Below are 25,904 nucleotides of genomic sequence, written 5' to 3'. Positions count from 1 at the left end.
CTCCCACAGGGTTTTGTGAGCGCCGCAAATCCTTGTGGGAGCTGGCTTGCCAGCGATGGGGTCATGACTGACGACGCGGATCTCCAAATCAGCCGTACGGAAGCCTGTTATGCGTTGCCTGTTGTTCGCCTGTCTGTTGCTCGGTTCCCTGCCCGCCTTCGCCGTTGATCGATTTCAGGTCGAAGGCTATGCGCTGCCCAACGGTTTGCAGCTGTTGCTCAAACCCGGCACCGAACGCGGGCATGTGGCGATCCGGCTGGTGGTGGGCGTTGGTCTCGACGATTTCGACTGCAATGAAAAAGAGCTGCCGCACCTGCTCGAACACCTGCTGTTCAGCGGCGTCGACGCCACCGGCGAAGGTGGCCTCGAGGAGCGCATGCAGGCGCTGGGCGGCGAGTGGAATGCGTTCACCAGCAACGCCGACACCACCTTCGTCATCGAAGCCCCGGCGAAAAACCAGCGCAAGGTCCTCGACCTGTTGCTCGGCCTGCTCACGCAGACGCGCATCGACGACAATGCGATCAACGCCGCCAAACGCGTGGTCGAGCGCGAGGACGGTGGGCATTACACCCGTCTGCAACGCTTTCTCGACCGTCAGGATCTCGGCCACACCGCGAGCAATCAACTGGCGGTGGAGCTGGGCCTGAAATGCCCGCAGCGCGCCGAGGTCGGGCACCTGACCCAGCAGCAACTGGAAAAGGTGCGCAGCACCTGGTACGCGCCGAACAACATGACCCTGATCGTCGTCGGTGAGCTCGACAAGCTGCTGCCGGCCTACCTCGAACGGACCTGGGGCGCGCTCGAAGCGGTGGACCCGGCCGAGCACCGTGAGCTGCCGGACATCCGCACCAGCGCTGCCCACGAACGCACTCTCACTCGCGGCTTCATCGGCGACAGCGCCAAGTTGCACTGGCTGGTGCCGGAACCGGTGCTCGACGATCAGTACGATGAAACGTTCGACATCCTCAAGGACTACCTCGATTGGGCGCTGTACCGGCAGATCCGTCTGAACCACGGCTTGTCCTACGGGCCGTGGGCCGAGCGTGAAGTGTTTGGCGGGGTCGGCTTCATGAGCCTCAACGCCGACGTCGATCGCGATGACCTCGCCGAAGCCCGGCAAGTGCTGGAAGACCTCAAGGCCGACCTGCTGAAAAACGGCCTCGACCCCGACACCTTCGCCCGGATCAAACAGGCCGCCATCGCCCATCAGGCCTGGGCCGTGCAAGGCAACAGCGCGATGGCCGATTACTACTGGAGCGCGCTGGGCGACTACGAGGACGGCCGTTTTGCCAATCCGGCGCGGGAGCTGCAGGGCGTGACGCTGGAGACGGCGAACAAGGCCATGCGCCAGTTGCTGTTGCAGCCGGGGTACCTGCGGATCGAAAAGCCGTTGCTCAGTGATGATGAGGTGTTGTGGTTGATCGCCGGCGGGTCGGGTGTCGTGCTGCTCATCCTCGTGGGTTGGCGCTTGCACCGCCGTAAGCCAGTCAAACACTGAACCTGTGGGAGCGGGCTTGCTCGCGAATGCGGTGTGTCATGCAACACATGCACTGACTGATACGACGCCTTCGCGAGCAAGCCCGCTCCCACAGGGATCTGTGGTGATTTTACTGACCGGGAGCCTCGCCACAGGGAACGGCGGACGTTACTCTGTCGAGGTTTTTTTCCTATCCAGTCGTGAACCGCCAACATGCTGAAAATCCCCGTCCTGATCCAGCGCATTATCGAGCTGATGAAGCGCTATCCCGGGGTCATTGCGCTCGGCGGTTTCATCTCCGGGGTCGGCAGCTTCATTCTGGTCGATCGCCAGCAGGGGCTGGCGAGCTGGATCACCATCATCATGCTGCTCAGCTGGATCTGGCTGATGCTGGAAAACACCCTGACCGGGCTGTTCACTCGTATCTTCAAGCGCGAAATTCCCCAGCCGCTGCTGCGTTATGCGACGCAGATGATCCACCAGGAAAGCCTGTTTTTCGTTCTGCCTTTCTTCTTCATCACCACCACGTGGAACAGCGGCCAGCTGATCTTCACCGGCCTGCTGTGCCTCGCCGCACTGATTTCGATTGTCGACCCGCTCTACTACAAATGGCTGGCGCCACGGCGCTGGGCGTTTCTCGCGTTGCACACCCTGACGCTGTTCGCCGCCCTGCTCACCGCGCTGCCGGTGATCATGCACCTGACCACCGCACAGAGTTTCAAATGGGCGCTGGGGACTGCAGTGGTGCTGTCGTTCCCGAGCCTGGCGTCGATCTTTCCGATCCGCACCGTGCGCAACGCGCTGGCGATCCTGTGTATCACTTTCGGCATCGGCGCGGTCGGCTGGACCCTGCGCTCGTGGGTGCCGCCGGCCACGTTGTGGATGACCGATGTGGCGATCAGCACTCAATTGCAGGATCGCACCCCCGGCGACAGCCTCGACGAGGTCAGCGCCGAGCAGATCCGCAGCGGCGGCCTCTACGCCTATACCGCGATCAATGCGCCGCGCGGGCTGGATGAGCGGATCTACCATGTGTGGCAGTTCAACGGTCAGGAAGTCGACCGCATCGCCCTCGACATCCATGGCGGGCGCAAGGAAGGCTATCGCGCCTGGACCCACAAGCAGAACTTCCCCGGCAACCCGGTGGGCAAGTGGCAGGTACGGGTGCTGACCGAAGACGGTCAAGTGATCGGTGTACTGCGTTTCGAAGTGAAGGACAGCACAGCGATCAAAGAAAAGTAATCCGGTTCGTGGTATTACGTCAGTTCGCTCAATCGCCGAACAAGCCCGGAGCTTATGACCAGCAGCTCGATGACCGGTAATGCCCGTCTGGACACCTCGCTCAACCCTGCCCGCCTGCGGGTTTCGGGCGACTGGACGCTTGCCCATTACGCCGACCTCAAGCACCTGACCGAACAGCTTCGCGGCCAGTACGACGGCAATACCGTGGTCGATCTCAACAGCCTCGGCGCCCTCGACACTGCGGGCGCGTCCCTGTTGGTGGAGTTGCTCGGTTCCGAGCGGCTGGGTCGATCCGCCGAACACCCTGATTGCACGATTTCCCCGGCTGACCGCGCATTGCTGCAGACGGTGTACCGCTCGCTGACTGACTTCTGCGTGCCGCTCAAGGAGCCGGAAGTCAGCGTCAGCGTGCAACTGCTGACGCGCATCGGGCGCGCGGTGGAAACGGTCTGGCAGGACACCCTGCAAGTGCTCGGCTTCATCGGCCTGATCCTCGAAACCATCGCCCGCAGCCTGTTGCGCCCCAAGCGCTGGCGCATCACCCCGGTAGTTGCGCACATCGAACAGACCGGCCTCGATGCCGCGCCCATCGTGGCGCTGCTGACCTTTCTGGTGGGCGCGGTGGTAGCGTTTCTCGGTGCGACGGTGCTCGCCAGTTTTGGCGCAACGATCTTTACCGTGGACTTGGTGGGGTTCTCCTTTCTGCGCGAGTTCGGTGTGTTGCTTACGGCGATCCTGATGGCCGGGCGTACCGCCAGTGCGTTCACCGCGCAGATCGGCTCGATGAAGGCCAACGAGGAGATCGACGCGATCCGCACCCTTGGTCTCGACCCGATGGAGCTGCTGGTGGTCCCGCGGGTACTGGCGATGCTGGTGGCGCTGCCGATGCTGACCTTTCTGGCGATGCTTTGCGGGATCATTGGCGGCGGTGTGGTGTGCGCGGTGTCGCTGGGGATTTCGCCGGCGATGTTCCTCTCGCTGCTGCAAAGCGACATTGGCATCCAGCACTTTCTGGTCGGCCTGGTGAAAGCGCCGGTGTTTGCCTTCCTGATCGCGACCATCGGTTGCCTGGAAGGCTTCAAGGTCAGCGGCAGCGCCGAATCGGTCGGGGCGCACACCACGTCCGCCGTGGTGCAGTCGATTTTCGTGGTGATCGTGCTCGACGCGGTAGCTGCGCTGTTCTTCATGGAGTTGGGCTGGTGAGTCGTCTACCCCGCGCGCCCTCGGAGGCGGTGATTGAAGTCCGTGGCCTGTGCAATCGCTTTGGCAGGCAGAGCGTGCACGAGAACCTCGACCTGGATCTGTACAAAGGCGAGATCCTCGCTGTGGTGGGCGGCTCCGGCAGCGGCAAATCGGTGCTGCTGCGCAGCATTGTCGGCCTGCGCCGGCCCAGCGAGGGCGACGTCAAAGTCTTCGGCCAGAACCTGCCGAGTCTGGCCGAGCATGAGCGCTCGCTGGTCGAGCGGCGCTTCGGCGTGCTGTTCCAGAAAGGCGCGCTGTTCTCCTCGCTGACAGTGACCGAGAACGTCGCCCTGCCGCTGATCGAACACGCCGGCCTGAGCCGCAACGACGCCGAGCATCTGGCGGCGGTGAAACTCGCCCTCGCCGGGCTGCCGCTGTCGGCGGCGGACAAATACCCGGCCTCGCTGTCCGGCGGCATGATCAAGCGCGCGGCACTGGCCCGGGCGCTGGCGCTGGACCCGGACATCCTGTTTCTCGACGAACCCACCGCCGGCCTCGATCCGATTGGCGCGGCGGCGTTCGATCAATTGATCCTGACCCTGCGCGACGCGCTGGGCCTGAGCGTGTTTCTGGTGACCCACGACCTCGACACGCTTTACACCATCACCGACCGGGTGGCGGTGCTGGCGCAGAAGAAGGTGCTGGTCGCCGGACCGATCGACGTGGTCTCGGAAACCGACGACGCATGGATTCACGAATACTTCCACGGCCCCCGCGGCCGCTCGGCGCTGGACGCCGCCCAATTGCTCAACGAGGTCTGACATGGAAACCCGTGCCCATCATGTGTTGATTGGCCTGTTCACGGTGATAGTGGTGGCTGGCGCCCTGCTCTTCGGCCTGTGGCTGGCCAAGTCCAGCGTCGACACTGAGTTCAAGGATTACGAAGTAGTGTTCAACGAGGCGGTCAGCGGCCTGTCCAAGGGCAGCCCGGTGCAGTACAGCGGGATCAAGGTCGGCGACGTGGTCAGTCTGCGCCTCGACCCGAAAGACCCGCGCCGGGTCCTGGCGCGGATTCGCCTCGGCGGCGACACCCCGGTCAAGGAAGACACCGAGGCCAAACTGGCGTTGGCCGGGATCACCGGGACTTCGATCATCCAGCTCAGCGGCGGCACCCCGGCGAGCCCGAAACTGCGCGGGCATGACGGCGAATTGCCAACCATCGTCGCGGCGCCCTCGCCCATTTCCCGCCTGCTCAACGACAGCAACGACCTGATGACTGGCGTTACTGCACTGCTGAGCAATGCCAACCAGATGTTTTCTTCGCAGAACGTCGAGCGTGTCAGCAAAACCCTGGAGCATCTGGAACAGACCACCGGTTCGATCAACGATCAGCGCGGCGACTTGCGTCAGGCCATGCAGCAACTGGCGAGTGTCGGCAAACAGGCGGGCAACATGCTCGAACAGACTACGGCGCTGATGCGCAACGCCAATGGCCTGCTCAACGATCAGGGCAAACAGGCGCTGGGCAGTGCCGAGCAGGCGATGAAGTCGCTGGAACAGAGCAGCGTCACCATCAACGGCTTGCTGAGCAAGAACCAGAACTCCCTCGACAACGGCATGCAGGGCCTCAACGGCCTGGCGCCGGCCATCCGCGAACTGCGCGAGACCCTGACCTCGCTGCGCGCCATTTCCCAACGCCTGGAGGCCAACCCCAGCGGTTACCTGCTGGGCAGTGACAAGAACAAGGAGTTCACGCCATGAAGCTGACGCACCTCGCCCTCCTCGCCAGCTTCACCTTGAGCAGTGCCTGCTCGATCTTGCCCAAGGCCGAGCCGTCGGACGTGTATCGCCTGCCCGCCGCGCAGGCGCCCGCCTCGGCCAGCACGGCTACGGCCCAGCACTGGTCGCTGCGGCTGAACAAACTGCAGGCCAGCGAAGCTTTGAACCGGCCGAACATCGCGGTGATTCCACAGGGTGACGTGATCAGCAGCTACAAGGCCTCGCGCTGGAGCGATCCGGCGCCGGTGCTGCTGCGTAATCGCCTGCTTGATGGCTTTGCCCGTGATGGTCGGGTGACGCTGCTCAGCACCGACGACAGCAACTTCGCTGCGGACCTGGAACTGGGCGGCAACCTGCAGGCGTTTCAGACCGAGTATCAGGGTAGCCAGGCCAGTGTGGTGGTGCGGGTCGATGCGTTGCTGGTGCGCGGCTATGACCAGAAGATCCTCGCCAGCCGTCGCTTCGAAGAGCGCCAGCCGCTGAGCGATGTGCGGGTGCCGGCGGTGGTCGCGGGCTTTGGTCAGGCCAGTGATCGGCTGACTGCGAAGGTTGTGGCGTGGGCGGTGGAACAAGGTCGGCAATTGGCTCCGGTTAAACCCTGAAGTCGCCAAGATCGCAGCCTTCGGCAGCTCCTACAGGGTCGTGCGTGCCTCTGTAGGAGCTGCCGAAGGCTGCGATCTTTTGCTTCAACCAAAGAACCAGTAGCAGACGCCAATCGCGCCAAGCACCCCGGCCAGCTCCGCCAGCAACGCACACCCCACCGCGTGCCGCGCCCGCTGAATCCCTACCGCGCCGAAATACACCGCCAGCACGTAGAACGTGGTTTCGGTGCTGCCCTGAATCGTCGCTGCCACCAGCGCCGGGAAGCTGTCGACTCCGGAAGTCTTCATGGTCTCGATCAGCATTGCCCGTGCGGCGCTGCCGGAAAACGGTTTGACCATCGCTGTCGGCAGCGCATCGACAAACCGCGTGTCCCACCCGGCCCACTGCACCAGATGACGGATGCCATCCAGGCCAAAGTCCAGCGCCCCGGAGGCACGCAGCACGCCAATCGCGCACAGCATCGCCACCAGATACGGCAGCAGGTTCTTGGCGACGTCGAAACCCTCTTTGGCGCCCTCGACGAACGCCTCGTAAACCTTGACCTTGCGTAACGCGCCGATCACCAGGAACAGCAGGATCAGCCCGAACAGCGTCAGGTTGCCGAGGATCGACGACAACCCGGCCAGTGCCGTGGCCGACATCGTCGCCAGCAACGCCATGAAGCCGCCGAGGATCAGCGCCCCCGGGATCAGGTAGGCCAGTACAACCGGGTCCCAGATGCGCAGACGCTGCATGAACGCCACCGAGAGGAAGCCGACGATGGTCGAGCAACTGGTCGCCAGCAGGATCGGCAGGAACACCAGCGTCGGGTCCGGCGCGCCCTGCTGGGCGCGGTACATGAAGATCGTCACCGGCAGCAGGGTCAGCGACGAGGCGTTGAGCACCAGGAACAGGATCTGTGCGTTGCTGGCGATGGTCGCGCTGGGGTTGAGCTCTTGCAGCGCCTTCATCGCCTTGAGGCCGATCGGTGTGGCGGCGTTGTCCAGGCCCAGGCCATTGGCGGCGAAGTTCAGGGTGATCAGGCCCAGTGCCGGGTGCCCCGCCGGGACTTCCGGCATCAGCCGCAGGAACAGCGGCCCGAGGACCTTGGCCAGCCATTCGACAATTCCGGCCTTTTCGGCAATGCGCAGGAAGCCCAGCCACAGGGTCAGGGTGCCGAACAGCAGCACCATCACCTCGACCGACAGCTTGGCCATGGCAAAAATGCTTTCCACCATCGCCGCAAAAATCCCGGCGTTGCCGCCCACCAGCCACTGCACCAGCGCAGAGATGGCCGCCACGACAAAGAAGCCAAGCCACAGGCCATTAAGCATCAGTCAAATCCCCCGGAAGATGCGGCGAATGATAGCGGGGTCGCCAGAAACGACAAACCCCGGATTGCTCCGGGGTTTGTTGGTAAGCCTTGCATCAATCACTGTGGGAGCGGGCTTGCTCGCGAAGGCGGTGTGTCAATCAACATAATTGTTGAATGTGCCGGCCTCTTCGCGAGCAAGCCCGCTCCCACAGGTTTTTGCATTACGGCTTCGAGATTTCACCAGCCGGCAGCTTTTCCTTGCTGCGCCAGTGCGGCAGCGAGTTCCAGTAGCGCTGGCCCTTGGCGTCGTCGTACATGCCTTCCCAGCGGGCGATAACCAGTACCGCCAGGGCGTTGCCGATCACGTTCAGTGCGGTACGCGCCATGTCCATGATGCGGTCGACACCGGCGATGAATGCCAGGCCTTCCAGCGGGATGCCGACGCTGCCCAGAGTCGCCAGCAGCACCACGAAGGACACGCCCGGTACACCGGCGATGCCTTTGGAGGTGACCATCAGGGTCAGCACCAGCAACAGTTGCTGGCTGATCGACAGGTCGATGCCATACAGCTGGGCAATGAAGATCGCCGCGATCGACTGGTACAGGGTCGAACCGTCGAGGTTGAACGAGTAACCGGTTGGCACCACGAAGCTGCAGATGGCTTTCGGTGCGCCGTAGGCTTCCATCTTCTCGATCACCCGTGGCAGCACGGTTTCCGAGGAGGCGGTGGAGTAAGCCAGGACCAGCTCATCCTTGAAGATGCGCATCAGCTTGATCACCGAGAAGCCGAACAGCTTGGCGATCAGGCCCAGCACCACGAAGGCGAAGAAGGCGATGGCGACGTACACCAGGATCACCAGCTTGGCCAGCGGCAGCAGCGAGGCGAAGCCGAAGTTGGCGACGGTCACCGCGATCAGCGCGAATACGCCGATCGGCGCATAGTTCATTATCATATGGGTGACTTTGAACATGCTTTCCGAGACGCCCTGGAACATCTTCACCAGCGGCTCGCGCAGATCCGACTGCAGGCTCGACAGACCGAGACCGAACAGCACGGAGAAGAAAATGATCGGCAGCATCTCGCCACGGGCCATGGCCGCGAAGATGTTCGACGGGATCAGGTTGAGAATGGTCTCGATGAACGCGTGTTCATGCTGCACTTCGGCGGCGGTCGCCTGGTACTTGGAGATGTCCACCGTACCCAGAGTGCTCATATCGATACCGGCACCCGGATGGAACAGGTTGGCCAGCAACAGACCGACGATGATCGCAATGGTGGTGACGATTTCGAAGTAGATGATCGTCTTCAGGCCGATACGCCCGAGTTTCTTGGCGTCGCCCACACCGGCAATGCCGACGATCAGGGAAGAGATGACGATCGGGATCACGATCATCTTGATCAGACGGATAAAGATATCGCCTGCCGGTTGCAGGACGTTGCTGATCCACCAGGCCTTCTCGGCACTGAAGTGGTTGAGCAACGCACCAATCGCAATCCCTAAAACCAGACCGATGAGGATCTGCCAGGCGAGGCTGAGTTTTGCCTTCTTCATTATCTTTACCCTTACTTGCGTTTGACTCAGGCACATGCAGGAACTGGAACGCTCATTAGCGGAAAAGTCTGTGCATCTGCCTCCGTATAAGGTGCCCCGAAGCGCGTGTTACCGCTCTTCGGCAGGCGAAAAAAGGCGCAACTATTCCGACGCAAGCTGGCGCCGTCTAATGCCGTAAACGCCTACCCTATGCCGTATCGGCATGAGATTTTTTTTGTGATACGCGCGTCCCAACCGGTTCGATTGCGACATTTCAGCCGGCATAAGTGCCGTGAACCGGCCATTACAGCGTGGGCTGGTTATTTTTTGAGCAAAAAACATCGACTGAAAATTTGGGAAAATGCGTACATTTGCAGACTAGAAGTCCCATCGGTAGCCAGAACTCTTTGTCGATATACGGTCGCCCCGAAACACCGCGAAATGTTTTCGCGCGCAGTGTGAGGCATGGAGAGACGAGCAGGACGCTCTGGATCTATGTTTTGTCGCGGACAAAGCTCAGCGCAAGTCCGTCGAGCCGCTTGGGGGTCGGCAGACCTGCGTTGCAGCTTTTCCCCTGACCCGGCCCTCGCGCAGGCACTCCCTGTACCCGTAGGTCACTCCGACCTTGCAACAGTCAGAACGTCCCGGCCCCCTGGTCATGCGCCGACCTTCCTCAGGCGGGCGCAATAAAGGGCAGCGGGCGCTGCCCTTATGTTCGAATCAGTACCAGTTCGGATCTTTCTTCAACGTTTCCATCAGCAGGTTCTGCATGCCCTGATCCGGTTTGCCGAGGAAGCGGTAGGTGGCATGTCGCGTCGGCGACTTGTCAGCCGGCAGTCCCTCGGGCACATCGACGAGCATGGCGTAGGCATCTTTCTTGTCGAAGCTGAACGCTACGATCAAGCGGTGGTTGAGGCATTTGTCTGCGGATTCGCAGAGCGGCCCGACCAGATACTTGTCGCCATCCTCGGTCACGGCATTCATCTGCTGTTCTGGCGTGCCGGACAGGTTCATCACCCATTCCGGCAGGCGCTCTTCATGCTTGACCACGCCTTGCCAGGTTTCCCGGTATTGCGGGTCGGAGCTGAGCAGGTCGTTGACCCGCGTCTGGCCATCATTGGCCGCCAGCGCCACGGCACTACCGCCCATCAACAGGGCGGCTGCCAGCGTCTTTAACGAGATCATCGTTAACCTCGGCCGCGACGGCCAAAGAAGAAGGAAGCGATGAACATCACCAGGAACACGACAAACAGAATCTTGGCGATACCCGTGGCGGTGCCCGCGATACCACCGAAGCCCAGAACGGCGGCGATGATGGCAATGATCAAGAAGGTAATTGCCCAGCTCAACATGGTGATTCTCCTTACTTCTCTATTTAGGAATGGTGCATGTCCCGGCGCGATGCGCCCGAATTCGTTGGTTGCCTAGAAAACCCAGCGCTCTTCGCGTGGCAGTTGATCCAGCGGTTGTGTCTGATCGACGGCCATCATGTGCATCGAGGCGCTCTCGGCCTGGCTGCTGCTGACAGCGCTGAAATGCGTTTGCGTGCTGTGTTGCATCGAGATCAGCGGCTCAGGCTTCCGGCTGTTTTCCCAGCTCAGGTATTGCTGACAAGCGATCAGGGTGATCAACAGTGCAAGTACGCCAAACAGGCCTTGCTGGATATGCAGTGGCGAGATACGCAGTTGGGCGGCACGTTGGCGAGTCATCCTGGGTTTCCTCACTCTTGTTCGGTTGGGGCAATGGAATCTGCCCGGGCTGAATGAGGTATTGCAGCCTGCATGCCAGTTTTTCAGTTGAAAAATATTCAATAAAATCAATAAGTTATAAATGAAGAGAAAATGATCTGCGACGCATCCTGCACGATGGGCCATATGCGGTCGTGCGAAATGCATGATTATTTCGTAGGAGAATTCATTCTTATGGAATTGAGAGCAGGTTCTGGATGTCAGAAAACTACGTGGGCAACCGTCTGCGATTCAGTGATTGTTTAAATATTCAACAAAATCAATGGATTGGCCGTTAAGGCGGGAGAGGGCTACCCTGCTATGGGCAGCATCGTTCAGAATCGACCATGCAACTTGCCCGATTTTTCCGGGACTAACCAAGATCAATCACTTATGGAGCGTAGGAAAAATGGAATCTGCCACTGAGCAACAAGGCCGCATTCTGCTGGTGGACGACGAGTCCGCCATCCTGCGAACCTTCCGTTATTGCCTCGAAGACGAAGGTTATACAGTGGCCACCGCCAACAGCGCGGCGCAGGCCGAGGCATTGCTGCAGCGCCAGGTGTTCGATCTGTGTTTCCTCGATTTGCGTCTGGGCGAAGACAACGGACTCGATGTATTGGCGCAGATGCGCATTCAGGCGCCGTGGATGCGCGTGGTGATTGTCACCGCGCATTCGGCTGTGGATACCGCAGTCGATGCAATCCAGGCCGGTGCCGCCGATTATCTGGTCAAACCCTGCAGCCCGGACCAGCTGCGCCTGGCGACCGCCAAGCAACTGGAGGTGCGCCAGCTCTCGGCACGCCTGGAAGCGCTCGAAGGCGAGATCCGCAAACCCAAGGACGGCCTCGATTCCCACAGCCCGGCAATGAAAGTCGTGCTGGAAACCGCGCGCCAGGTGGCGGGCACCGATGCCAACATTCTGATTCTGGGTGAATCCGGCACCGGTAAAGGTGAACTGGCTCGGGCCATTCATGGCTGGAGCAAGCGCGAGAAGAAATCCTGCGTGACCATCAACTGCCCGTCGTTGACGGCGGAATTGATGGAAAGCGAGCTGTTCGGTCACAGTCGCGGCGCCTTTACCGGGGCTAGCGAAAGCACCTTGGGACGGGTCAATCAGGCCGACGGCGGCACGCTGTTTCTCGACGAGATCGGCGATTTTCCTTTAACGTTGCAACCAAAGTTGCTGCGGTTCATTCAAGACAAGGAATATGAGCGGGTAGGCGATCCAGTCACTCGTCGCGCCGATGTGCGCATTCTTGCCGCGACCAACCTCAACCTCGAAGACATGGTGCGCGAGGGTCGCTTCCGTGAGGACCTTTTGTATCGTCTGAACGTAATCACCTTGCACCTGCCGCCGTTGCGCGAGCGCTCCGAAGACATCCTGACCCTGGCCGACCGTTTTCTCGCGCGTTTCGTCAAAGAATACGCGCGTCCGGCCCGGGGCTTCAGCGACGAGGCACGGGAAGCGCTGCTCGGCTATCGCTGGCCGGGCAACATCCGTGAGCTGCGCAACGTGGTCGAGCGGGCGAGCATCATCTGCCCGCAGGAGCGCGTGGAAATCAGCCACCTCGGCATGGCCGAGCAACCGGCGAACAACGCCCCACGGGTTGGCGCCGCGCTAAGCCTCGACGAACTGGAAAAGGCCCATATCGGCGCGGTGCTCGCGACTGCCGGCACCCTCGATCAGGCAGCCAAGACCCTCGGTATCGACGCCTCGACCCTGTATCGCAAGCGCAAGCAGTACAACTTGTGAGCGCCCGCGGATGAAACTGGCGATGAAGTTGCGCACGCGCTTGTTCCTGAGCATTTCTGCGCTGATCACCGTTGCCTTGCTCGGGCTGTTGCTCGGGCTGGTCAGCGTGATGCAGATGGCCGGGACGCAAGAAGCGACGATCCGCCATAATTTCGTCACCCTCGATCTGGGCCTGAAACTGCGCCAGACCCTCGGCGATCAACTGGTGTTGATGCTGTCGGAGAAGCCCGATCCCGTCGCATTCGAAGCATCCAGAAAACATTACCTGCAACTGCTCGATGAAGGCATCGCCCAAGAGGAAGAGGGCGATGGCCGGCATTACGGCTTTTCTCAGGCCAAGGCCGACTATCTGAGTTTCCTGCAGGCGTTCGAATCGTCGCGTGACCCGGGTAACGTGCTCAGTGGCAACACTGACCTGCGGGAGCGCTTCAACACCTTGCGCAACGGTTTGATCACCGAGCACAAGCACGCGCTGGACAACATCAATGCGGTCCAGCATCACGCCCGCGAACGGGCACTGCTGGTCTCCGGCCTGCTCGGCCTGGTAGGGCTGGCGGTGCTGATCATCGGCTTTGTTACTGCCCATGCGATTGCCCGGCGCTTCGGCGCACCCATCGAGGCACTCGCGCAAGCCGCGGACAACATCGGCCAAGGCAATTTCGAGGTGACCCTGCCGATTTCCTCGGCCATGGAAATGAACCAGCTGACCAAGCGCTTCGGCTTGATGGCTGAAGCCTTGCGTGAGCATCAGGCGACTAACGTCGATGAACTGTTGGCCGGTCAGCAGCGGTTGCAGGCGGTGCTCGACAGCATCGATGACGGCTTGCTGATGATCGACCGCGAAGGGCATCTGGAACACCTCAACCCGGTGGCCCAGCGGCAACTGGGTTGGGACAGTGATCGCTTGGGCCAGGGCCTGGGCACAGCGCTTCAGCGTCCGGAGCTCGACGCGCAGCTGCAACTGGTCCTGCGCGGCGGCACGCTGGAGCGAGCCCCGGAAGATTTGAACATCGAAGTCGATGGCGAAGCGCGTTTGCTGACCTACAGCCTGACGCCGGTCAGCCACACCCAGGGACATATCCTCGGCGCAGTCATGGTGCTGCACGACGTTACCGAGCAGCGCGCGTTCGAGCGCGTGCGCAGCGAGTTCGTGTTGCGCGCCTCTCACGAGTTGCGCACGCCGGTGACCGGCATGCACATGGCGTTCGGCCTGTTTCGCGAGCGCGCAAAGTTTGACCCGGATTCACGCGAAGCTGATCTGCTCGACACGGTCAACGAAGAGATGCAGCGTCTGATGCAGTTGATCAACGACCTGCTCAACTTCTCGCGCTATCAGAACGGTTTGCAGAAGCTCACGCTGGCACCGTGTTCCGTCGAGGACCTGCTGGAGCAGGCGCAAGCGCGCTTCGCTGATTACGCCGCCAGCAAGGGCATCGCGCTCAGCGTCGAAGTGCAAGGTCCGTTGCCGCGCCTGCAGGCCGATCAGGCGCAACTCGAACGGGTGCTGGATAACCTGATCGACAACGCCCTGCGCCACACCGCCCGTGACGGGCAGATTCGCCTGCAAGCGCGCCGGCATGGCGAACGGGTGATCATCAGCGTCGAAGACAACGGCGAAGGCATCGCCTACGGTCAGCAAGGGCGGATTTTCGAACCGTTCGTGCAGGTCGGACGCAAGAAGGGCGGCGCCGGGCTCGGTCTGGCGTTGTGCAAGGAAATCGTCCAGTTGCACGGCGGGCGGATGGGCGTCTATTCGCGGCCGGGGCAGGGCACACAGTTCTACATGGCGCTCTCGGTCTAGGCTTCGTCATCCAGCCGGCGTCCGGCCAGGCGTCGTCCACGGGTGATCAGTTCGATGAACTGCACCGCACTCATGGCTTGGGCGAACAACCAGCCCTGACCGAATTTCACCCCTTCGCTGCTGAGAAACACGGCTTGCGCTTCGTGCTCGATGCCTTCGGCGATCACCTTCAATTCCAGTGCCTGCGCCATGTGAATGATGTGCGGTGCGACGCCGCTGCTGGCGGCGTCATGCCCGAGTGCATCGATGAACGCCTTGTCGATCTTCAAGCAGTCCACCGGTAGCGTCTGCAGGTAGGCGAGGCTGCAATAGCCGGTGCCGAAGTCATCGATCAGCACCTGATGGCCGACGTCGCGCAAGGCTTGCAGGTTTTCCCGCGCAACCACCACATCGATCAGTCCGCGTTCGGTGACCTCGAAGGCTATCTGCCGCGCTGCAACCCGGTGCAGGCTCAACAACCGCGCCATGACCTGGCCGATGCGCGGCACCATCACGTCGCACGCGGCGAGGTTGACCGAGATGTACAACTGCGGATTGGCGCGCAGCACCGGCGCCAATTGCTCCAACAGCCGTTGCAGGACGAAGTCGGTCATCTGCCGGATTTGCCCGGTGTTTTCCGCCATCGGAATGAACAGATCGGGGCTGGTCAGCGTGCCGTCCGGGCGCCGCCAGCGCAGCAGGGCTTCGGCGCCGACGCAGTTACGGCTGTCGAGGTCGAAGATCGGTTGATACAGCACCTGCAGCTCGCCACGCCGGATCGCGCCCTGGAGTTCGGCGTCCAGCGACTGGCGCTGGCGCACCAGCAAAAACACGCAGAACCCGCAAAACGCCGCCAGCAGCAGGCAGACCGGCACCATCCACCACCAAACGGACGGAATGTGCAGGAGGCTGCGCGGCGTGATCAGCACCAACTGGTATTCCGGGTTGTTGGTTGGCATGCGGTAGATCAGCCGTGACTGCGTGACCTGCAAGGCTTCCCGGCTTTTCGGCGGCCAGGCCTCAGTGGGTGGCCAGGTCTGAGCGGTGCCGAGTACCGGAATTGCCCGTTTGCCATGGTCCAGCACCACCAGCAGGCTGCTGTCCGGTGGCAGATCGACCATGTCGGTCAAATGTCCGCGCGAGGTCGCCACACGAAAATTGCCGCGCCCCAGCATCAGTGCTGCGCGGTTTTCATCGGGTTCGGTGGTGGTGTTGAGCCAGTAGCTGTAGGTCGGCCCGCGGATGTCCGGCGCGCGAACGACCGACAAACCTTCCTGTCGAGGCCGGTTGGAGCAGATCCGTGTACCGTCCATATAGGCAGCTTCGTAGACGAAGCGATAGTTGAAGGTGACCTGCTGCAGGGTGGCGATCATTTCGTCATCGCAACTGCGCAACGGCTGTGCTTCAAGGTCGTCGAGACTTTCCCGAAGTTGGCCGAACAATTGCTCGAGCCGTGCCAGAAAACGTTCGCCCTGCGCGTTCATCTCCTGGCTTTCGCTTTGTTCGATCTGACGCATGGCGACGAACGTTCCGCCGGCGATCAGCAGCCCCGCACTGAGGACAGCCGCGATCATCGCCAGAAACCAGGGGCGATAAAACCAGCTACGCAGGGTCTCTCGGGTAGCAACCATCATGGAATATCCGAAGAGTTACCAATGAGTTATAGCTGCTGATTGCGATTTCGCCCTGACCGTCGGGCGGGCGTCATTATTTTGTCTGATTGAGCACCAGCAGCAATGCTGCCGTTTGCGCGTCCGGCGTGCCGTCGAAGCGTGAAGGGCGGAAGTGCATCTGGAAGGCGGCCAGTACGTGGCGGGTCGCAGTGTCCAGTTCGCCGGTTTGCGGGGTGTCATAACCGACGCGCGCCAGTTGCGCCTGGAACCAGCTGATGCTCGGCAGCTCGGCGTTGAACTGCACCTGCTGGCGCGCGACCGCCTGTTCATTGGGCCATACGCCCAAGCCTTCTGCGGCGAGACGCTTCCATGGGAACAGCGGGCCCGGATCCAGCTTGCGCAGTGGCGCGATGTCGCTGTGACCAATGATATGGCGCGGGCTGATGCCCTGACGCTGGCTGATGTCCTTGAGCAAGACGATCAGTGACTGGATCTGCGCCTCGCTATACGGGTACCACAGGCGCCCGGTCGGCGTGTCCTTGAAGCCCGGGTTGACGATTTCGATACCGATCGAGCTGGAGTTGAGCCAGGTGCGACCCTGCCATTGGCTTTCGCCGGCGTGCCATGCGCGCTGGTTCTCATCCATCAATTTGTAAATGGTGCCGCGCTGGTCGTCGCCAATCAGGTAGTGGCTGCTGACTTCGCCGTGGGTGAGCAATTGCAGCGAGCGCGCCAGTGAGGCGGAGGTGTAATGCACAATCACGAACTGCACGCGGCTGTCGTGATTGGCCGAGGGATGGCTGGTGTCGTAACGCGGGCCGCTGGCACAACCGGCCAAAACGAGCAGCGAGGCGAGGAGGGCAAAAAATTTCATGGCAAAAGGCAGTACACGCAGGACAATATGCAACAGTGTAACGTACTGTCCTGCGAATCGAAGGCCAGCCGGCCGATTTAAACAAAATGGCACAATTGCTCAGCCCAGCTCGACCCGGTTGCGCCCCGCGTTTTTAGCCCGGTACAGCGCCTGATCGGCTCTTTTGAGCACCAGATCGCTATGTTCTCCCGGCCGGAATGACGCCAATCCCATGGAAATGGTGATCGTCACGCGTTCACCCTTGAAGTGAAACGGGCAGGCTTCGATGGCCGCGCGCAAGGCTTCCAGTAGTTTGGCGCCCACTGCAGGTGTGGTAGCGGGCAACAGCAGAACGAATTCCTCACCGCCAAACCGGGCAATGAAGTCCGCCGCGCGCAGGCGTTTGCGCAGCACTGTGGCAATGATCTTCAATACCTTGTCGCCAGCCAGATGGCCATAGTTGTCGTTGATCCGTTTGAAATGATCGAGGTCGAGCATCGCCAGGCTCAAGGTGTTGCCGTGCTGCTGCCACTGCTTGATCTCGTGTTCCAGTCGTTCGCTCCAGGCGGCACGGTTAGGCAACCCGGTGAGCGGGTCGATCAAGGCTTTCTGCCGTTGTTCTTCCAGGTGTTCGCGGAAGCCCAGGGCTTCCTGCTCCATGTGCGCCACGCGCTCGGCCAGACCTTTGAGACGTGCCGCGACTTCCTGCTCGCGGGCGTCGCGTTGCTTCTGGTGCTGGTCCATCGTGCCGAGCAGCCCTTCGAGGTGATTCTCCAGCACTTGCTTGAGGTCATCCAGATCGGCCGCTTCCTGCACGCTGGTCTGCAGACCATCGACCTGTTCACGGATCTGCGTGTCCATCGCCCGCGCTGCCGAGCTGTTGTCGGCGTGGCCTTCGCTGGCGGCCTGCAGATTGCTCTGGAACGCTTCGAGGCGCTCGTTGAGTTGCTGCAGATACACTTCGAATTCGTGTTGGCCGCTGTCAGTGATCGCCAGCATCAAGGTGGCAAGATCGTCGAGGATCGGCAGCAGTTCGTACCAGTTCAGCCCGTTCTTCAGCCGCTCGCGCATGGCCTCGGCCTGCGGGCGATGACGCTCGGGCAGGGTCAGATCGTCGAGCAAGCCGATCAGCGTGTCTTCGATGTGCTTGGCCACCGAGCTGTAGGACGGCTCCGGCGAATCGGGCAGGGCGTAGAGGATGTCCTGCTCGGATTGCTCCGGGTCGATGGTGGCCAACGCCTGGGCCATGGGCTCGGGCAGGGGCAGGCTGTCGAGGAGTAGGGGAGTCGGCTCCGGGCTGTCGCCGGGATGGATCAGCTCATCGGGGTTGATCGGCGCTGTGGGGGCTGGCGCGGTGATCGGAGCAGGCGCCGGCTCGGGTTTCGGTTCGGGCGCCGTTAGCGTGGGGGCGACAACTGCCTCGATAACGGCATCGGCAGCGATGACGGGCGGTACGAACGAAACCACCGGCGGTTCGGCCGGGTTGGGCGCAGCTGGCGCCGGCTGAAGGGGCGCTTCAGATGTTTGTGCAACTGGCGGCGCGATGACCGGAGCCGGAAGAGGCGCCTCGACTGCCGCCGTCGGCACTGGCTCGGGCACGGGCGCCGGTTCTGCATCGGGTGCCGGCGTTATGGATGCGGATAGTTGAGGCTGATCCGCTTTCAGCGGTGTCACAGGCGTTGGCGGCGACTCTTCATTCTCGCGGCTGCCGAACAGGCGCTGCAGAAAGCCCGGGCGGTCCGGTTCGGCGGGCGTTTCCAGCTGGCTCAAGGCCTTGCCTTGCAAGCCGCTGAGCTCGCTCAGCAGCAGCGGCATTTCCCGTGCCTGACCGACCCGGCTGTCGAGCTGTTTTGCGAACTTCTTCAGCGGTTGCGCCACTTCCCTCGGCAGCGGCAAGGCCTGCAACTGGGTGACCAGCGCGGTCAGCGCCGTGCTGACCTGCTCGATGCGGGTCTCGCGGCGCTGCTCGGAATCGAGTACGGCTTTTTCCAGGCGCGGCAGCAGGGCGGCGAGGCCGGCGTCCATGTCGTCGGTGCGCACCACCTCGCGCATCTCTTTCATGCATTGATCAACGACCTTGTCGGTGCCTTCGGCCGCCAGGGTGCTGCGCACCAGACCGCGACGCAGCAAGTCGAGCCTGGCGGCCCAGCGCCGTTCGAGCTTGTCTTGTTGCTCGATGCTTTTGAGGTACTTCTCTTTCCAGCGCTGGGCGTCGTCGCTCATTCAGGGGTTCCGCGGGGGGGCAGGACTCAACGCGGGCAATGCATCGGCCGTGAGCGAACCCGGCAGACGAATCTCTACCGCGACCGGCAGGTGATCGGAAATCGGTTGGGCCAGCACTTCGACCTTTTCCAGGGTCAGGGTCGGGCTGAGCAAAATATGATCAAGGCATCGCTGTGGCCGCCAGCTGGGAAACGTGGCTTGCATCTGGGGAGCCAGCAGGCCGAGATCGCGTAACGGTGACTGTTGTAGCAGATCGCTGGCATGGGTGTTCATGTCACCCATCAATACCTGGTGCTTGTAGCCGCCGATCAGGTCGCGAATATAGCCCAGCTGCAGGCTGCGCACCCGGGCGCCAAGGGCCAGGTGCATCATTACCACCACCAGCGCTTCCGGGCCTTCGCCGAAGCGCAGCAAAATGGCGCCGCGGCCTTTCGGGCCGGGCAGCGGATGATCCTCGATCGCCGACGGCTTCAGGCGGCTGAGCACGCCATTGCTGTGCTGGGCCAGTCGGCCGAGGTTGCGATTGAGTTGTTGATACCAGTAGGGGAAGGCGCCGAGATGGGCCAGATGTTCGACCTGATTGACGTAGCCTGAACGCAGGCTGCCGCCATCGGCTTCCTGCAAGGCGACCAGATCGAAGTCGCCCAGCAGATCGCCGATCTTCTGCAGATTGCTTGAGCGCCCGGTATGCGGCAGCAGATGCTGCCAGCTGCGGGTCAGGTAATGCCGATAGCGCTCGGTGCTGATGCCGACCTGGATATTGAAACTGAGCAGGCGCAGGCGCTGGTCTTCGGGCAGGCCCGTGGACTCCAGATGATGCTCGTTGACCTGCGGATCATGCAGGCCAACGATGCGTTCGGTGCCCCAGCGGCGCATGGCGATGACCGCGCTTAGTTGGCGGCTGCCTTGTTGGCCGCTCGCTCTTTGGCGACCAGTTGATCAGCCAGTTTCAAGGCTTCTTCGGCACCACCGGCGGAGCCGATGTCGAAGCGGTACTTGCCGTTGACGATCATGGTAGGCACGCCAGTGATTTCATACTTCTTCGCCAGTTCGCGAGCCTTGATGATCTGGCCCTTGATGGCGAACGAGTCGAAGGTGGCGAGGAACTTGTCCTTGTCCACGCCTTGAGTGGCGAGGAAGTCGGCCATGTCGTTCTTGTCGGTCAGCTTCTTGTGTTCTTTCTGAATCGCATTGAATACCGCGGCGTGAACCTTGTGCTCGACACCCATCGCTTCCAGGGTCAGGAACATCTGGCCGTGAGCGTCCCACGGGCCGCCGAACATGGCAGGAATGCGCACGAAGTTGACGTCCGACGGCAGTTTTTCAACCCATGGATTGATCACCGGCTCGAATGCATAGCAGTGCGGGCAGCCGTACCAGAACAGCTCGACCACCTCGATCTTGCCAGGCTCTGCCACCGGCACCGGGTTGGCCAGCTCGACGTAAGGGGCGGCTGGTGCTTCGGCGGCCTGGGCGGTCACGCCGAACAGGCTGGCAGCGACGAGAGCGGCGCTGATGATCAGATTACGCATGCTTTACTCCTGACAATTTTGGTCGCCTCGCGCGACCTGTTTTCAGACAGGTCCTGGCGGGCATGAGTTCTGTAGTGTAACGGTAGCGGCCACAAAAAAGGGCGGCCTAAGCCACCCTTTTTATACTTGCTGCGCCGGATTAATCGAGCGTTAACGTTGCAGGAGATGTCCGCCGCTGCATTGAACGGCGTAACCCCCTGCAGGAGCTGCCGAAGGCTGCGATCTTTTGACCTTCAGCTAGCTCAACGCCCGACGCGACGCGCTTAGTGCAGACCTTGGATATAGCTGGCGACTGCAGCGATGTCTTCGTCGCTCAGTTTGCGCGCGATGGTGCGCATGGTCATGGCATCGCCATCATTGGCGCGTCCGCCTTCTTCCTTGCGGAAATCGGTCAGTTGTTTGGCGATGTATTGAGCGTGTTGGCCACCCAGGTGCGGGAAGCCGGCGGCTGCGTTGCCGGCGCCATTTGGCGAGTGGCAGCCGGTGCAGGCTGGCAGGCCTCTGTCCAGGTTGCCGCCACGGAACAGGGCTTCACCGCGGGCGACGATTTTAGGATCGGCGGCGCCGACGCTGCCTTTCTGGCTGGCGAAATAGGCGGCGATGTCGGAAAGGTCCTGATCGCTCAGGTTGGTCAGCAGGCCGGTCATTTCCAGAACGGTGCGTTTGCCCGACTTGATGTCGTGCAGCTGCTTGGTCAGGTAGCGTTCACCCTGTCCTGCCAGTTTTGGAAAGTTTGGTGCCATGCTATTGCCGTCCGGGCCATGGCAGGCTCCGCATACGGCAGCTTTTGCCTGGCCGGCTGCTGCATCACCTGCAGCATGGGCGATGCCGGAGATTCCCACGGTCAACAGCAGACTCACGATCAATTTGTTCATCAGCTAATCCAACTACGGCTAAGGGTTAAGAGTTATGGACCGGGTTTACTCTCGCTCATCCAAAGGATGATGGCCTGGTAATCCTCGGCACTGCAGTCCATGCACAAACCACGCGGCGGCATCGCCTTGAAACCCTGGGTCACATGTTGCACCAGCGTCTCCATACCTTTCGCCAACCTCGGCGTCCAGGCTGCCCGATCGCCTCTTTCGGGCGCCATGGGCAACTGGCCGGAATGACAGGCAGTACAAACACGGTTGTACACGGCTTCCGGTTCCTGTGTAGCCTGTGCGCCGTAAAGCGGTATCAGGACTCCGGCAGCCAGCAGCCATTTCGTCATAAAACGACCTTTTCAGGGTTGAGAGCGTTCTGCGTTCTGATGCGCAATCAAGGTCTTTGGCTCTCGTGAACTTCATCCTTCGCTGGGACAAAGCACACACAAAATCTGCGGCATTATATACTGGCGTCACTGAAACGGAAGCGACACCGCGTTCCGCGCCCAATCCCGGCGCCGCCCACATCGGAAATCCCATGCAACTCAAGAATCCCATCCTCGGCCTGTGCCAACAGTCCACGTTCATGCTCAGTGCCGCCAAGGTCGATCAGTGCCCTGACGACGAAGGCTTCGAAGTGGCGTTCGCCGGTCGTTCCAACGCCGGTAAATCCAGCGCGCTGAACACCCTGACTCACGCCAGCCTGGCGCGCACCTCGAAAACCCCGGGGCGCACACAGCTGTTGAACTTCTTCAAGCTAGACGATGAACGGCGTCTGGTCGACCTTCCAGGCTATGGTTATGCAAAAGTCCCGATCCCGCTCAAGCAACACTGGCAGCGTCACCTCGAGGCATACCTCGGTGGCCGGGAAAGTCTGAAAGGTTTGATTCTGATGATGGACATCCGTCATCCAATGACCGACTTCGACCTGCTGATGCTCGACTGGGCCGTCGCTGCCGGCATGCCGATGCACATTCTGCTGACCAAGGCCGACAAGCTGACCTACGGCGCCGCCAAGAACACGCTGCTCAAAGTACAGTCGGAAATCCGCAAGGGCTGGGGCGATCTGGTGACCATCCAGCTGTTCTCGGCGCCAAAACGCATGGGCCTGGAAGAGGCCTACACTGTGTTGGCAGGCTGGATGGAACTGGCCGATAAAGGCGCGGAAGCGCCGGCTGAGTAAGATATCTTCAAAACTGTCTGTGGTGCTGGCAGGCAAGGCAAAAGCATCGCTAAAACGGCCGGGGTCGCGCTCGACTTTAGGGGACCTAAATGAGCATTTTTAGCGATGCTTTTAACGCAGCCTGACGGCGCCACAGCCAGTTTTGGGGCAAAAAAAAGCCCCGGACTTCATTTGGGGAGGTAGAAGTTCCGGGGTTTAAGTTCCGAACCGCTAGGGCGGGGTTCAGATATCTGCCAACACTTAACACAACATAGGAGCATTGAAGGGCTTCACCAGCCATTCAGTATCTCTGAGTACCGGGTTGCCAGATTAGTTCAGATTTTTTTCAAAAAGCTTTGGAATAACCCCAAGCGCGTTTCGCGATAAGCGTATTTACAGCGTTTGCCGCGACAGCGTGTCGCAGCAAACGCCCGGTGCAGACGCCTTAGTGCGCTTCATCCCAGTTGTTGCCAACGCCCACTTCCACCAGCAATGGCACGTCGAGCTTCGCCGCTTCGCTCATGTGCAGGCGGATTTCCTGACTCACCTGATCGACCAGGTCTTCGCGCACCTCCAGCACCAGTTCGTCGTGCACCTGCAGGATGACTCTGGCGTCCAGCCCGGACACGGCCAGCCAGTTATCCACCGCCACCATGGCTTTCTTGATGATGTCGGCAGCGGTGCCCTGCATCGGCGCGTTGATCGCCGTGCGTTCGGCGGCGGCGCGTTCCTGCGGCTTGTTCGAGTTGATCTCCGGCAGGTACAGACGGCGGCCGAAGAATGTCTCGACATAGCCTTGATCGGCAGCCTGCTTGCGGGTGCGCTCCATGTAGTCGCGCACGCCCGGATAGCGTGCGAAGTAAGTATCGATGTACGCCTTGGCGGTTTTGGTATCGACGCCGATGTCCTTGCCGAGTTTCTGCGCGCCCATGCCATAGATCAGGCCGAAGTTGATCGCCTTGGCGCCACGGCGCTGGTCGGAGGTCACTTCATTCAGCTCGACCTTGAACACTTCGGCGGCGGTCGCGGTGTGCACGTCCAGATTGTTGCGGAAGGCATTCATCAGGCCTTCGTCTTTGGACAGATGGGCCATGATCCGCAGTTCGATCTGCGAGTAGTCAGCCGCCAGCAATTTGTAGCCTTTTGGTGCGACGAACGCCTGGCGGATGCGCCGGCCTTCAGCGGTGCGCACCGGAATGTTCTGCAGGTTCGGATCGCTGGACGACAGGCGACCGGTGGAGGCCACGGCCTGATGGTACGAGGTGTGGATGCGCCCGGTGCGCGGGTTGATCTGCTCCGGCAGGCGATCTGTGTAGGTGCTCTTCAACTTGCTCATGGAGCGATGCTCCATCAGCACTTTCGGCAAGCGGTGATCGTCCTCGGCGAGCTTCGCCAACACTTCCTCGGCGGTGGATGGCTGGCCCTTGGCGGTTTTCTTCAGCACCGGCAGGCCGAGTTTTTCGTAAAGGATTACGCCCAACTGCTTCGGCGAGCCAAGGTTGAATTCTTCGCCCGCGATCTCGAACGCTTCGCGCTCCAGCGCGACCATCTTGTTGCCGAGCTCGATGCTCTGGATGCCGAGCAGTTCGGCATCAACGAATGCGCCCTGACGCTCGATGCGCGCCAGCACCGGCACCAGCGGGATTTCGATGTCGGTCAGCACGCTGGCCAGGCTCGGGATCGCGTTGAGTTTGGCAAACAGCGTCTGGTGCAGACGCAAGGTGATGTCGGCGTCTTCGGCGGCATACGGCCCGGCCTGTTCCAGGGCGATCTGGTCGAAGGTCAGTTGCTTGGCGCCTTTGCCGGCGATGTCCTGGAAGCTCACGGTGGTGTGATCCAGGTACTTCTGGGCGAGGCTGTCCATGTCGTGACGGGTCGCGGTGGAATTGAGCACATAGGACTCAAGCATGGTGTCGAAGGCGATGCCACGCACGTTGATGCCCTGGCTCTGATCGCCACCGATGGCGCAGTTGGCCAGAATGTTCATGTCGAACTTGGCGTGCTGGCCGACCTTGAGCTTGTTCGGATCTTCGAGAATCGGCTTCAACGCGCGCAGCACGCTGTCGCGATCCAGTTGCTCCGGCACGCCGATGTAGGAGTGGGTCAGCGGGATGTACGCCGCTTCGTTGGCCTGCACCGCGAACGACAGGCCGACCAGTTGCGCCTGCTGCGCGTCGATGCCGGTGGTTTCGGTGTCGAAGGCGAACAGTTTGGCGTTCTGCAGTTTTTCCAGCCAGACGTAGAAACGCGCCTGATCGAGGATGGTTTCGTAAGCGGCCTCAGCAGGGGCGGCGGACGCCTCGGCTGGCGGCGCACTGAACAGATCGCCGGCCGGCGCAGGCTCGGTGGCAGCGCTCAGTTCCTGACGCTTGGCGTCGCGATCCAGATCATTCAGCCAGCTCTTGAATTCCAGCAGGCTGTAGAGCTCGTAAAGCTTGGCCGGGTCTTCCGGGCCCATCTGCAGGTCGTCGAGGCTGATGTCCAGCGGCACATCGATCTTGATGGTCGCCAGTTGATAGGAGAGGAATGCCATCTCCTTGTGTTCTTCTAGTTTGGCCGGCAGGGTTTTCGCGCCGCGAATCGGCAGGGTCGGGACCATGTCGAGATTGGCGTAAAGCTCGGTCAGGCCGCCGTTGACGCCGACGAGCAGGCCAGACGCGGTCTTCGGGCCAATGCCAGGAACGCCCGGAATGTTGTCGGAAGAATCGCCCATCAGTGCCAGATAATCGATGATCTGCTCCGGAGCGACGCCGAATTTCTCCTTCACGCCCTCGACGTCCATCGAGCTACCGGACATGGTGTTGACCAAGGTAATGTGGCCGTCGACCAGTTGCGCCATGTCCTTGTCGCCGGTGGAGATGATCACCGGGCGATCCGCCGCCGCGCTGCTGCGGGCGAGGGTGCCGATCACGTCGTCAGCCTCGACGCCTTCCACGCACAGCAGCGGGAAGCCGAGGGCGATCACGCTCTGGTGCAGCGGCTCGATCTGCACGCGCATGTCGTCGGGCATGCTCGGGCGGTTGGCCTTGTATTCGGCGTACATCTCATCGCGAAACGTCCCGCCCTTGGCGTCGAAGACCACCGCGAACGGGCTGTCCGGGTACTGCTTGCGCAGACTCTTGAGCATGTTCAGCACGCCTTTGACCGCGCCGGTCGGCAGGCCTTTGGAGGTGGTCAGCGGTGGCAGTGCATGGAAAGCGCGGTACAGGTAGGACGAACCGTCCACCAGGACGAGGGGGGCTTGGCTCATGAGCAGAATCAACCTTTTCGGCGGGCCCGGCGC

General features: G+C 61.3%; 22 protein-coding genes. 9 read left to right on the top strand and 13 right to left on the bottom strand.

Features of this window, described 5'->3' with window-relative positions; genetic code table 11:
- Window positions 1-109: 109 nt before the first annotated feature.
- The 6 genes from ACXR0M_RS00410 to ACXR0M_RS00385 all read left to right on the top strand — a co-directional run bounded on the left by ACXR0M_RS00410 (window position 110) and on the right by ACXR0M_RS00385 (window position 6,282).
- A complete protein-coding gene (locus ACXR0M_RS00410) occupies window positions 110-1,498 on the top strand; it encodes a M16 family metallopeptidase (protein ID WP_458828920.1) in 1,389 nt (462 codons plus the stop codon).
- A gap of 192 nt (window positions 1,499-1,690) precedes the next feature.
- Entirely contained in the window at window positions 1,691-2,719 is a 1,029-nt protein-coding gene (locus ACXR0M_RS00405) for a DUF5924 family protein (RefSeq protein ID WP_458828918.1), read from the top strand.
- Window positions 2,720-2,773: 54 nt separating this feature from the next.
- Complete coding sequence (locus ACXR0M_RS00400; RefSeq protein WP_458828916.1) at window positions 2,774-3,922, top strand: ABC transporter permease; 1,149 nt, start codon at window positions 2,774-2,776, stop codon at window positions 3,920-3,922.
- A complete protein-coding gene (locus ACXR0M_RS00395) occupies window positions 3,919-4,722 on the top strand; it encodes an ABC transporter ATP-binding protein (protein ID WP_458828914.1) in 804 nt (267 codons plus the stop codon). The genes ACXR0M_RS00400 and ACXR0M_RS00395 overlap by 4 nt, the downstream gene beginning before the upstream one ends.
- Before the next feature lies 1 nt (window position 4,723).
- Window positions 4,724-5,662 carry an MlaD family protein gene (locus tag ACXR0M_RS00390; protein WP_458828912.1) on the top strand — a complete coding sequence of 313 codons (939 nt, stop codon included), beginning with the start codon at window positions 4,724-4,726 and terminating at the stop codon, window positions 5,660-5,662.
- Window positions 5,659-6,282 (top strand): ABC-type transport auxiliary lipoprotein family protein, encoded by a 624-nt coding sequence (locus ACXR0M_RS00385; RefSeq protein ID WP_458828910.1) that lies wholly within the window; start codon window positions 5,659-5,661, stop codon window positions 6,280-6,282. The genes ACXR0M_RS00390 and ACXR0M_RS00385 overlap by 4 nt, the downstream gene beginning before the upstream one ends.
- 84 nt (window positions 6,283-6,366) lie before the next feature.
- Here the strand turns inward: ACXR0M_RS00385 and ACXR0M_RS00380 are convergent, their stop codons facing one another.
- From ACXR0M_RS00380 to ACXR0M_RS00360, 5 genes are all read right to left on the bottom strand, one after another.
- A complete protein-coding gene (locus ACXR0M_RS00380; protein WP_458828908.1) occupies window positions 6,367-7,596 on the bottom strand; it encodes a nucleoside recognition domain-containing protein in 1,230 nt (409 codons plus the stop codon).
- Between the two features lie 202 nt (window positions 7,597-7,798).
- On the bottom strand, window positions 7,799-9,130 hold the full coding sequence (gene gltP, locus ACXR0M_RS00375) for a glutamate/aspartate:proton symporter GltP (protein ID WP_458828907.1): 1,332 nt from the start codon (window positions 9,128-9,130) through the stop codon (window positions 7,799-7,801).
- Window positions 9,131-9,829: 699 nt separating this feature from the next.
- Entirely contained in the window at window positions 9,830-10,294 is a 465-nt protein-coding gene (locus ACXR0M_RS00370) for an inhibitor of vertebrate lysozyme family protein (protein ID WP_458828905.1), read from the bottom strand.
- Between the two features lie 2 nt (window positions 10,295-10,296).
- The gene (locus ACXR0M_RS00365; protein WP_003177151.1) at window positions 10,297-10,461 is read right to left on the bottom strand and encodes a DUF1328 domain-containing protein; all 165 of its coding nucleotides are present in this window, start codon (window positions 10,459-10,461) and stop codon (window positions 10,297-10,299) included.
- A gap of 72 nt (window positions 10,462-10,533) precedes the next feature.
- Window positions 10,534-10,818: a hypothetical protein gene (locus ACXR0M_RS00360; protein WP_458828901.1), complete on the bottom strand. Its 285-nt coding sequence runs from the start codon at window positions 10,816-10,818 to the stop codon at window positions 10,534-10,536.
- A gap of 427 nt (window positions 10,819-11,245) precedes the next feature.
- Between ACXR0M_RS00360 and algB the strand changes: the two genes are divergently transcribed.
- Together algB and ACXR0M_RS00350 are read left to right on the top strand one after the other, a co-directional pair.
- Entirely contained in the window at window positions 11,246-12,592 is a 1,347-nt protein-coding gene (gene algB / locus ACXR0M_RS00355; RefSeq protein ID WP_458828900.1) for a sigma-54-dependent response regulator transcription factor AlgB, read from the top strand.
- Window positions 12,593-12,602: 10 nt separating this feature from the next.
- Window positions 12,603-14,393, top strand: coding sequence for a KinB sensor domain-containing domain (locus ACXR0M_RS00350; RefSeq protein ID WP_458828898.1), 1,791 nt, complete (start codon window positions 12,603-12,605; stop codon window positions 14,391-14,393).
- On the opposite strand, the gene ACXR0M_RS00345 is transcribed toward ACXR0M_RS00350, so the two are convergent.
- The 7 genes from ACXR0M_RS00345 to ACXR0M_RS00315 form a co-directional block, all read right to left on the bottom strand.
- A complete protein-coding gene (locus tag ACXR0M_RS00345) occupies window positions 14,390-16,003 on the bottom strand; it encodes an EAL domain-containing protein (protein ID WP_458829830.1) in 1,614 nt (537 codons plus the stop codon). The genes ACXR0M_RS00350 and ACXR0M_RS00345 overlap by 4 nt on opposite strands.
- A 76-nt stretch (window positions 16,004-16,079) precedes the next feature.
- Window positions 16,080-16,859: an N-acetylmuramoyl-L-alanine amidase gene (locus ACXR0M_RS00340; protein WP_458828896.1), complete on the bottom strand. Its 780-nt coding sequence runs from the start codon at window positions 16,857-16,859 to the stop codon at window positions 16,080-16,082.
- Between the two features lie 99 nt (window positions 16,860-16,958).
- Window positions 16,959-19,061, bottom strand: coding sequence for a GGDEF domain-containing protein (locus tag ACXR0M_RS00335; RefSeq protein WP_458828894.1), 2,103 nt, complete (start codon window positions 19,059-19,061; stop codon window positions 16,959-16,961).
- Window positions 19,062-19,937, bottom strand: a complete 876-nt coding sequence (locus tag ACXR0M_RS00330) for an endonuclease/exonuclease/phosphatase family protein (RefSeq protein ID WP_458828892.1) — start codon at window positions 19,935-19,937, stop codon at window positions 19,062-19,064.
- A gap of 14 nt (window positions 19,938-19,951) precedes the next feature.
- Window positions 19,952-20,593, bottom strand: a complete 642-nt coding sequence (locus tag ACXR0M_RS00325) for a thiol:disulfide interchange protein DsbA/DsbL (protein ID WP_458828890.1) — start codon at window positions 20,591-20,593, stop codon at window positions 19,952-19,954.
- A 263-nt stretch (window positions 20,594-20,856) separates the two neighbouring features.
- Complete coding sequence (locus ACXR0M_RS00320; RefSeq protein WP_458828889.1) at window positions 20,857-21,468, bottom strand: c-type cytochrome; 612 nt, start codon at window positions 21,466-21,468, stop codon at window positions 20,857-20,859.
- Window positions 21,469-21,500: 32 nt separating this feature from the next.
- Window positions 21,501-21,806, bottom strand: a complete 306-nt coding sequence (locus ACXR0M_RS00315) for a c-type cytochrome (protein ID WP_458828887.1) — start codon at window positions 21,804-21,806, stop codon at window positions 21,501-21,503.
- A 191-nt stretch (window positions 21,807-21,997) separates the two neighbouring features.
- On the opposite strand from ACXR0M_RS00315, the gene yihA reads away from it, so the two are divergent.
- Window positions 21,998-22,642, top strand: a complete 645-nt coding sequence (gene yihA / locus ACXR0M_RS00310) for a ribosome biogenesis GTP-binding protein YihA/YsxC (protein ID WP_458828885.1) — start codon at window positions 21,998-22,000, stop codon at window positions 22,640-22,642.
- Between the two features lie 424 nt (window positions 22,643-23,066).
- Here yihA and polA read toward each other — a convergent pair whose 3' ends face one another.
- Window positions 23,067-25,871, bottom strand: a complete 2,805-nt coding sequence (polA, locus tag ACXR0M_RS00305; RefSeq protein ID WP_458828883.1) for a DNA polymerase I — start codon at window positions 25,869-25,871, stop codon at window positions 23,067-23,069.
- Between the last annotated feature and the right edge of the window lie 33 nt (window positions 25,872-25,904).

It is taken from the genome of Pseudomonas sp. Eth.TT006, from assembly GCF_054456575.1.
Note: the sequence above shows the minus strand (reverse complement) of the source record. Positions and strands in the feature narration are given on the sequence as shown.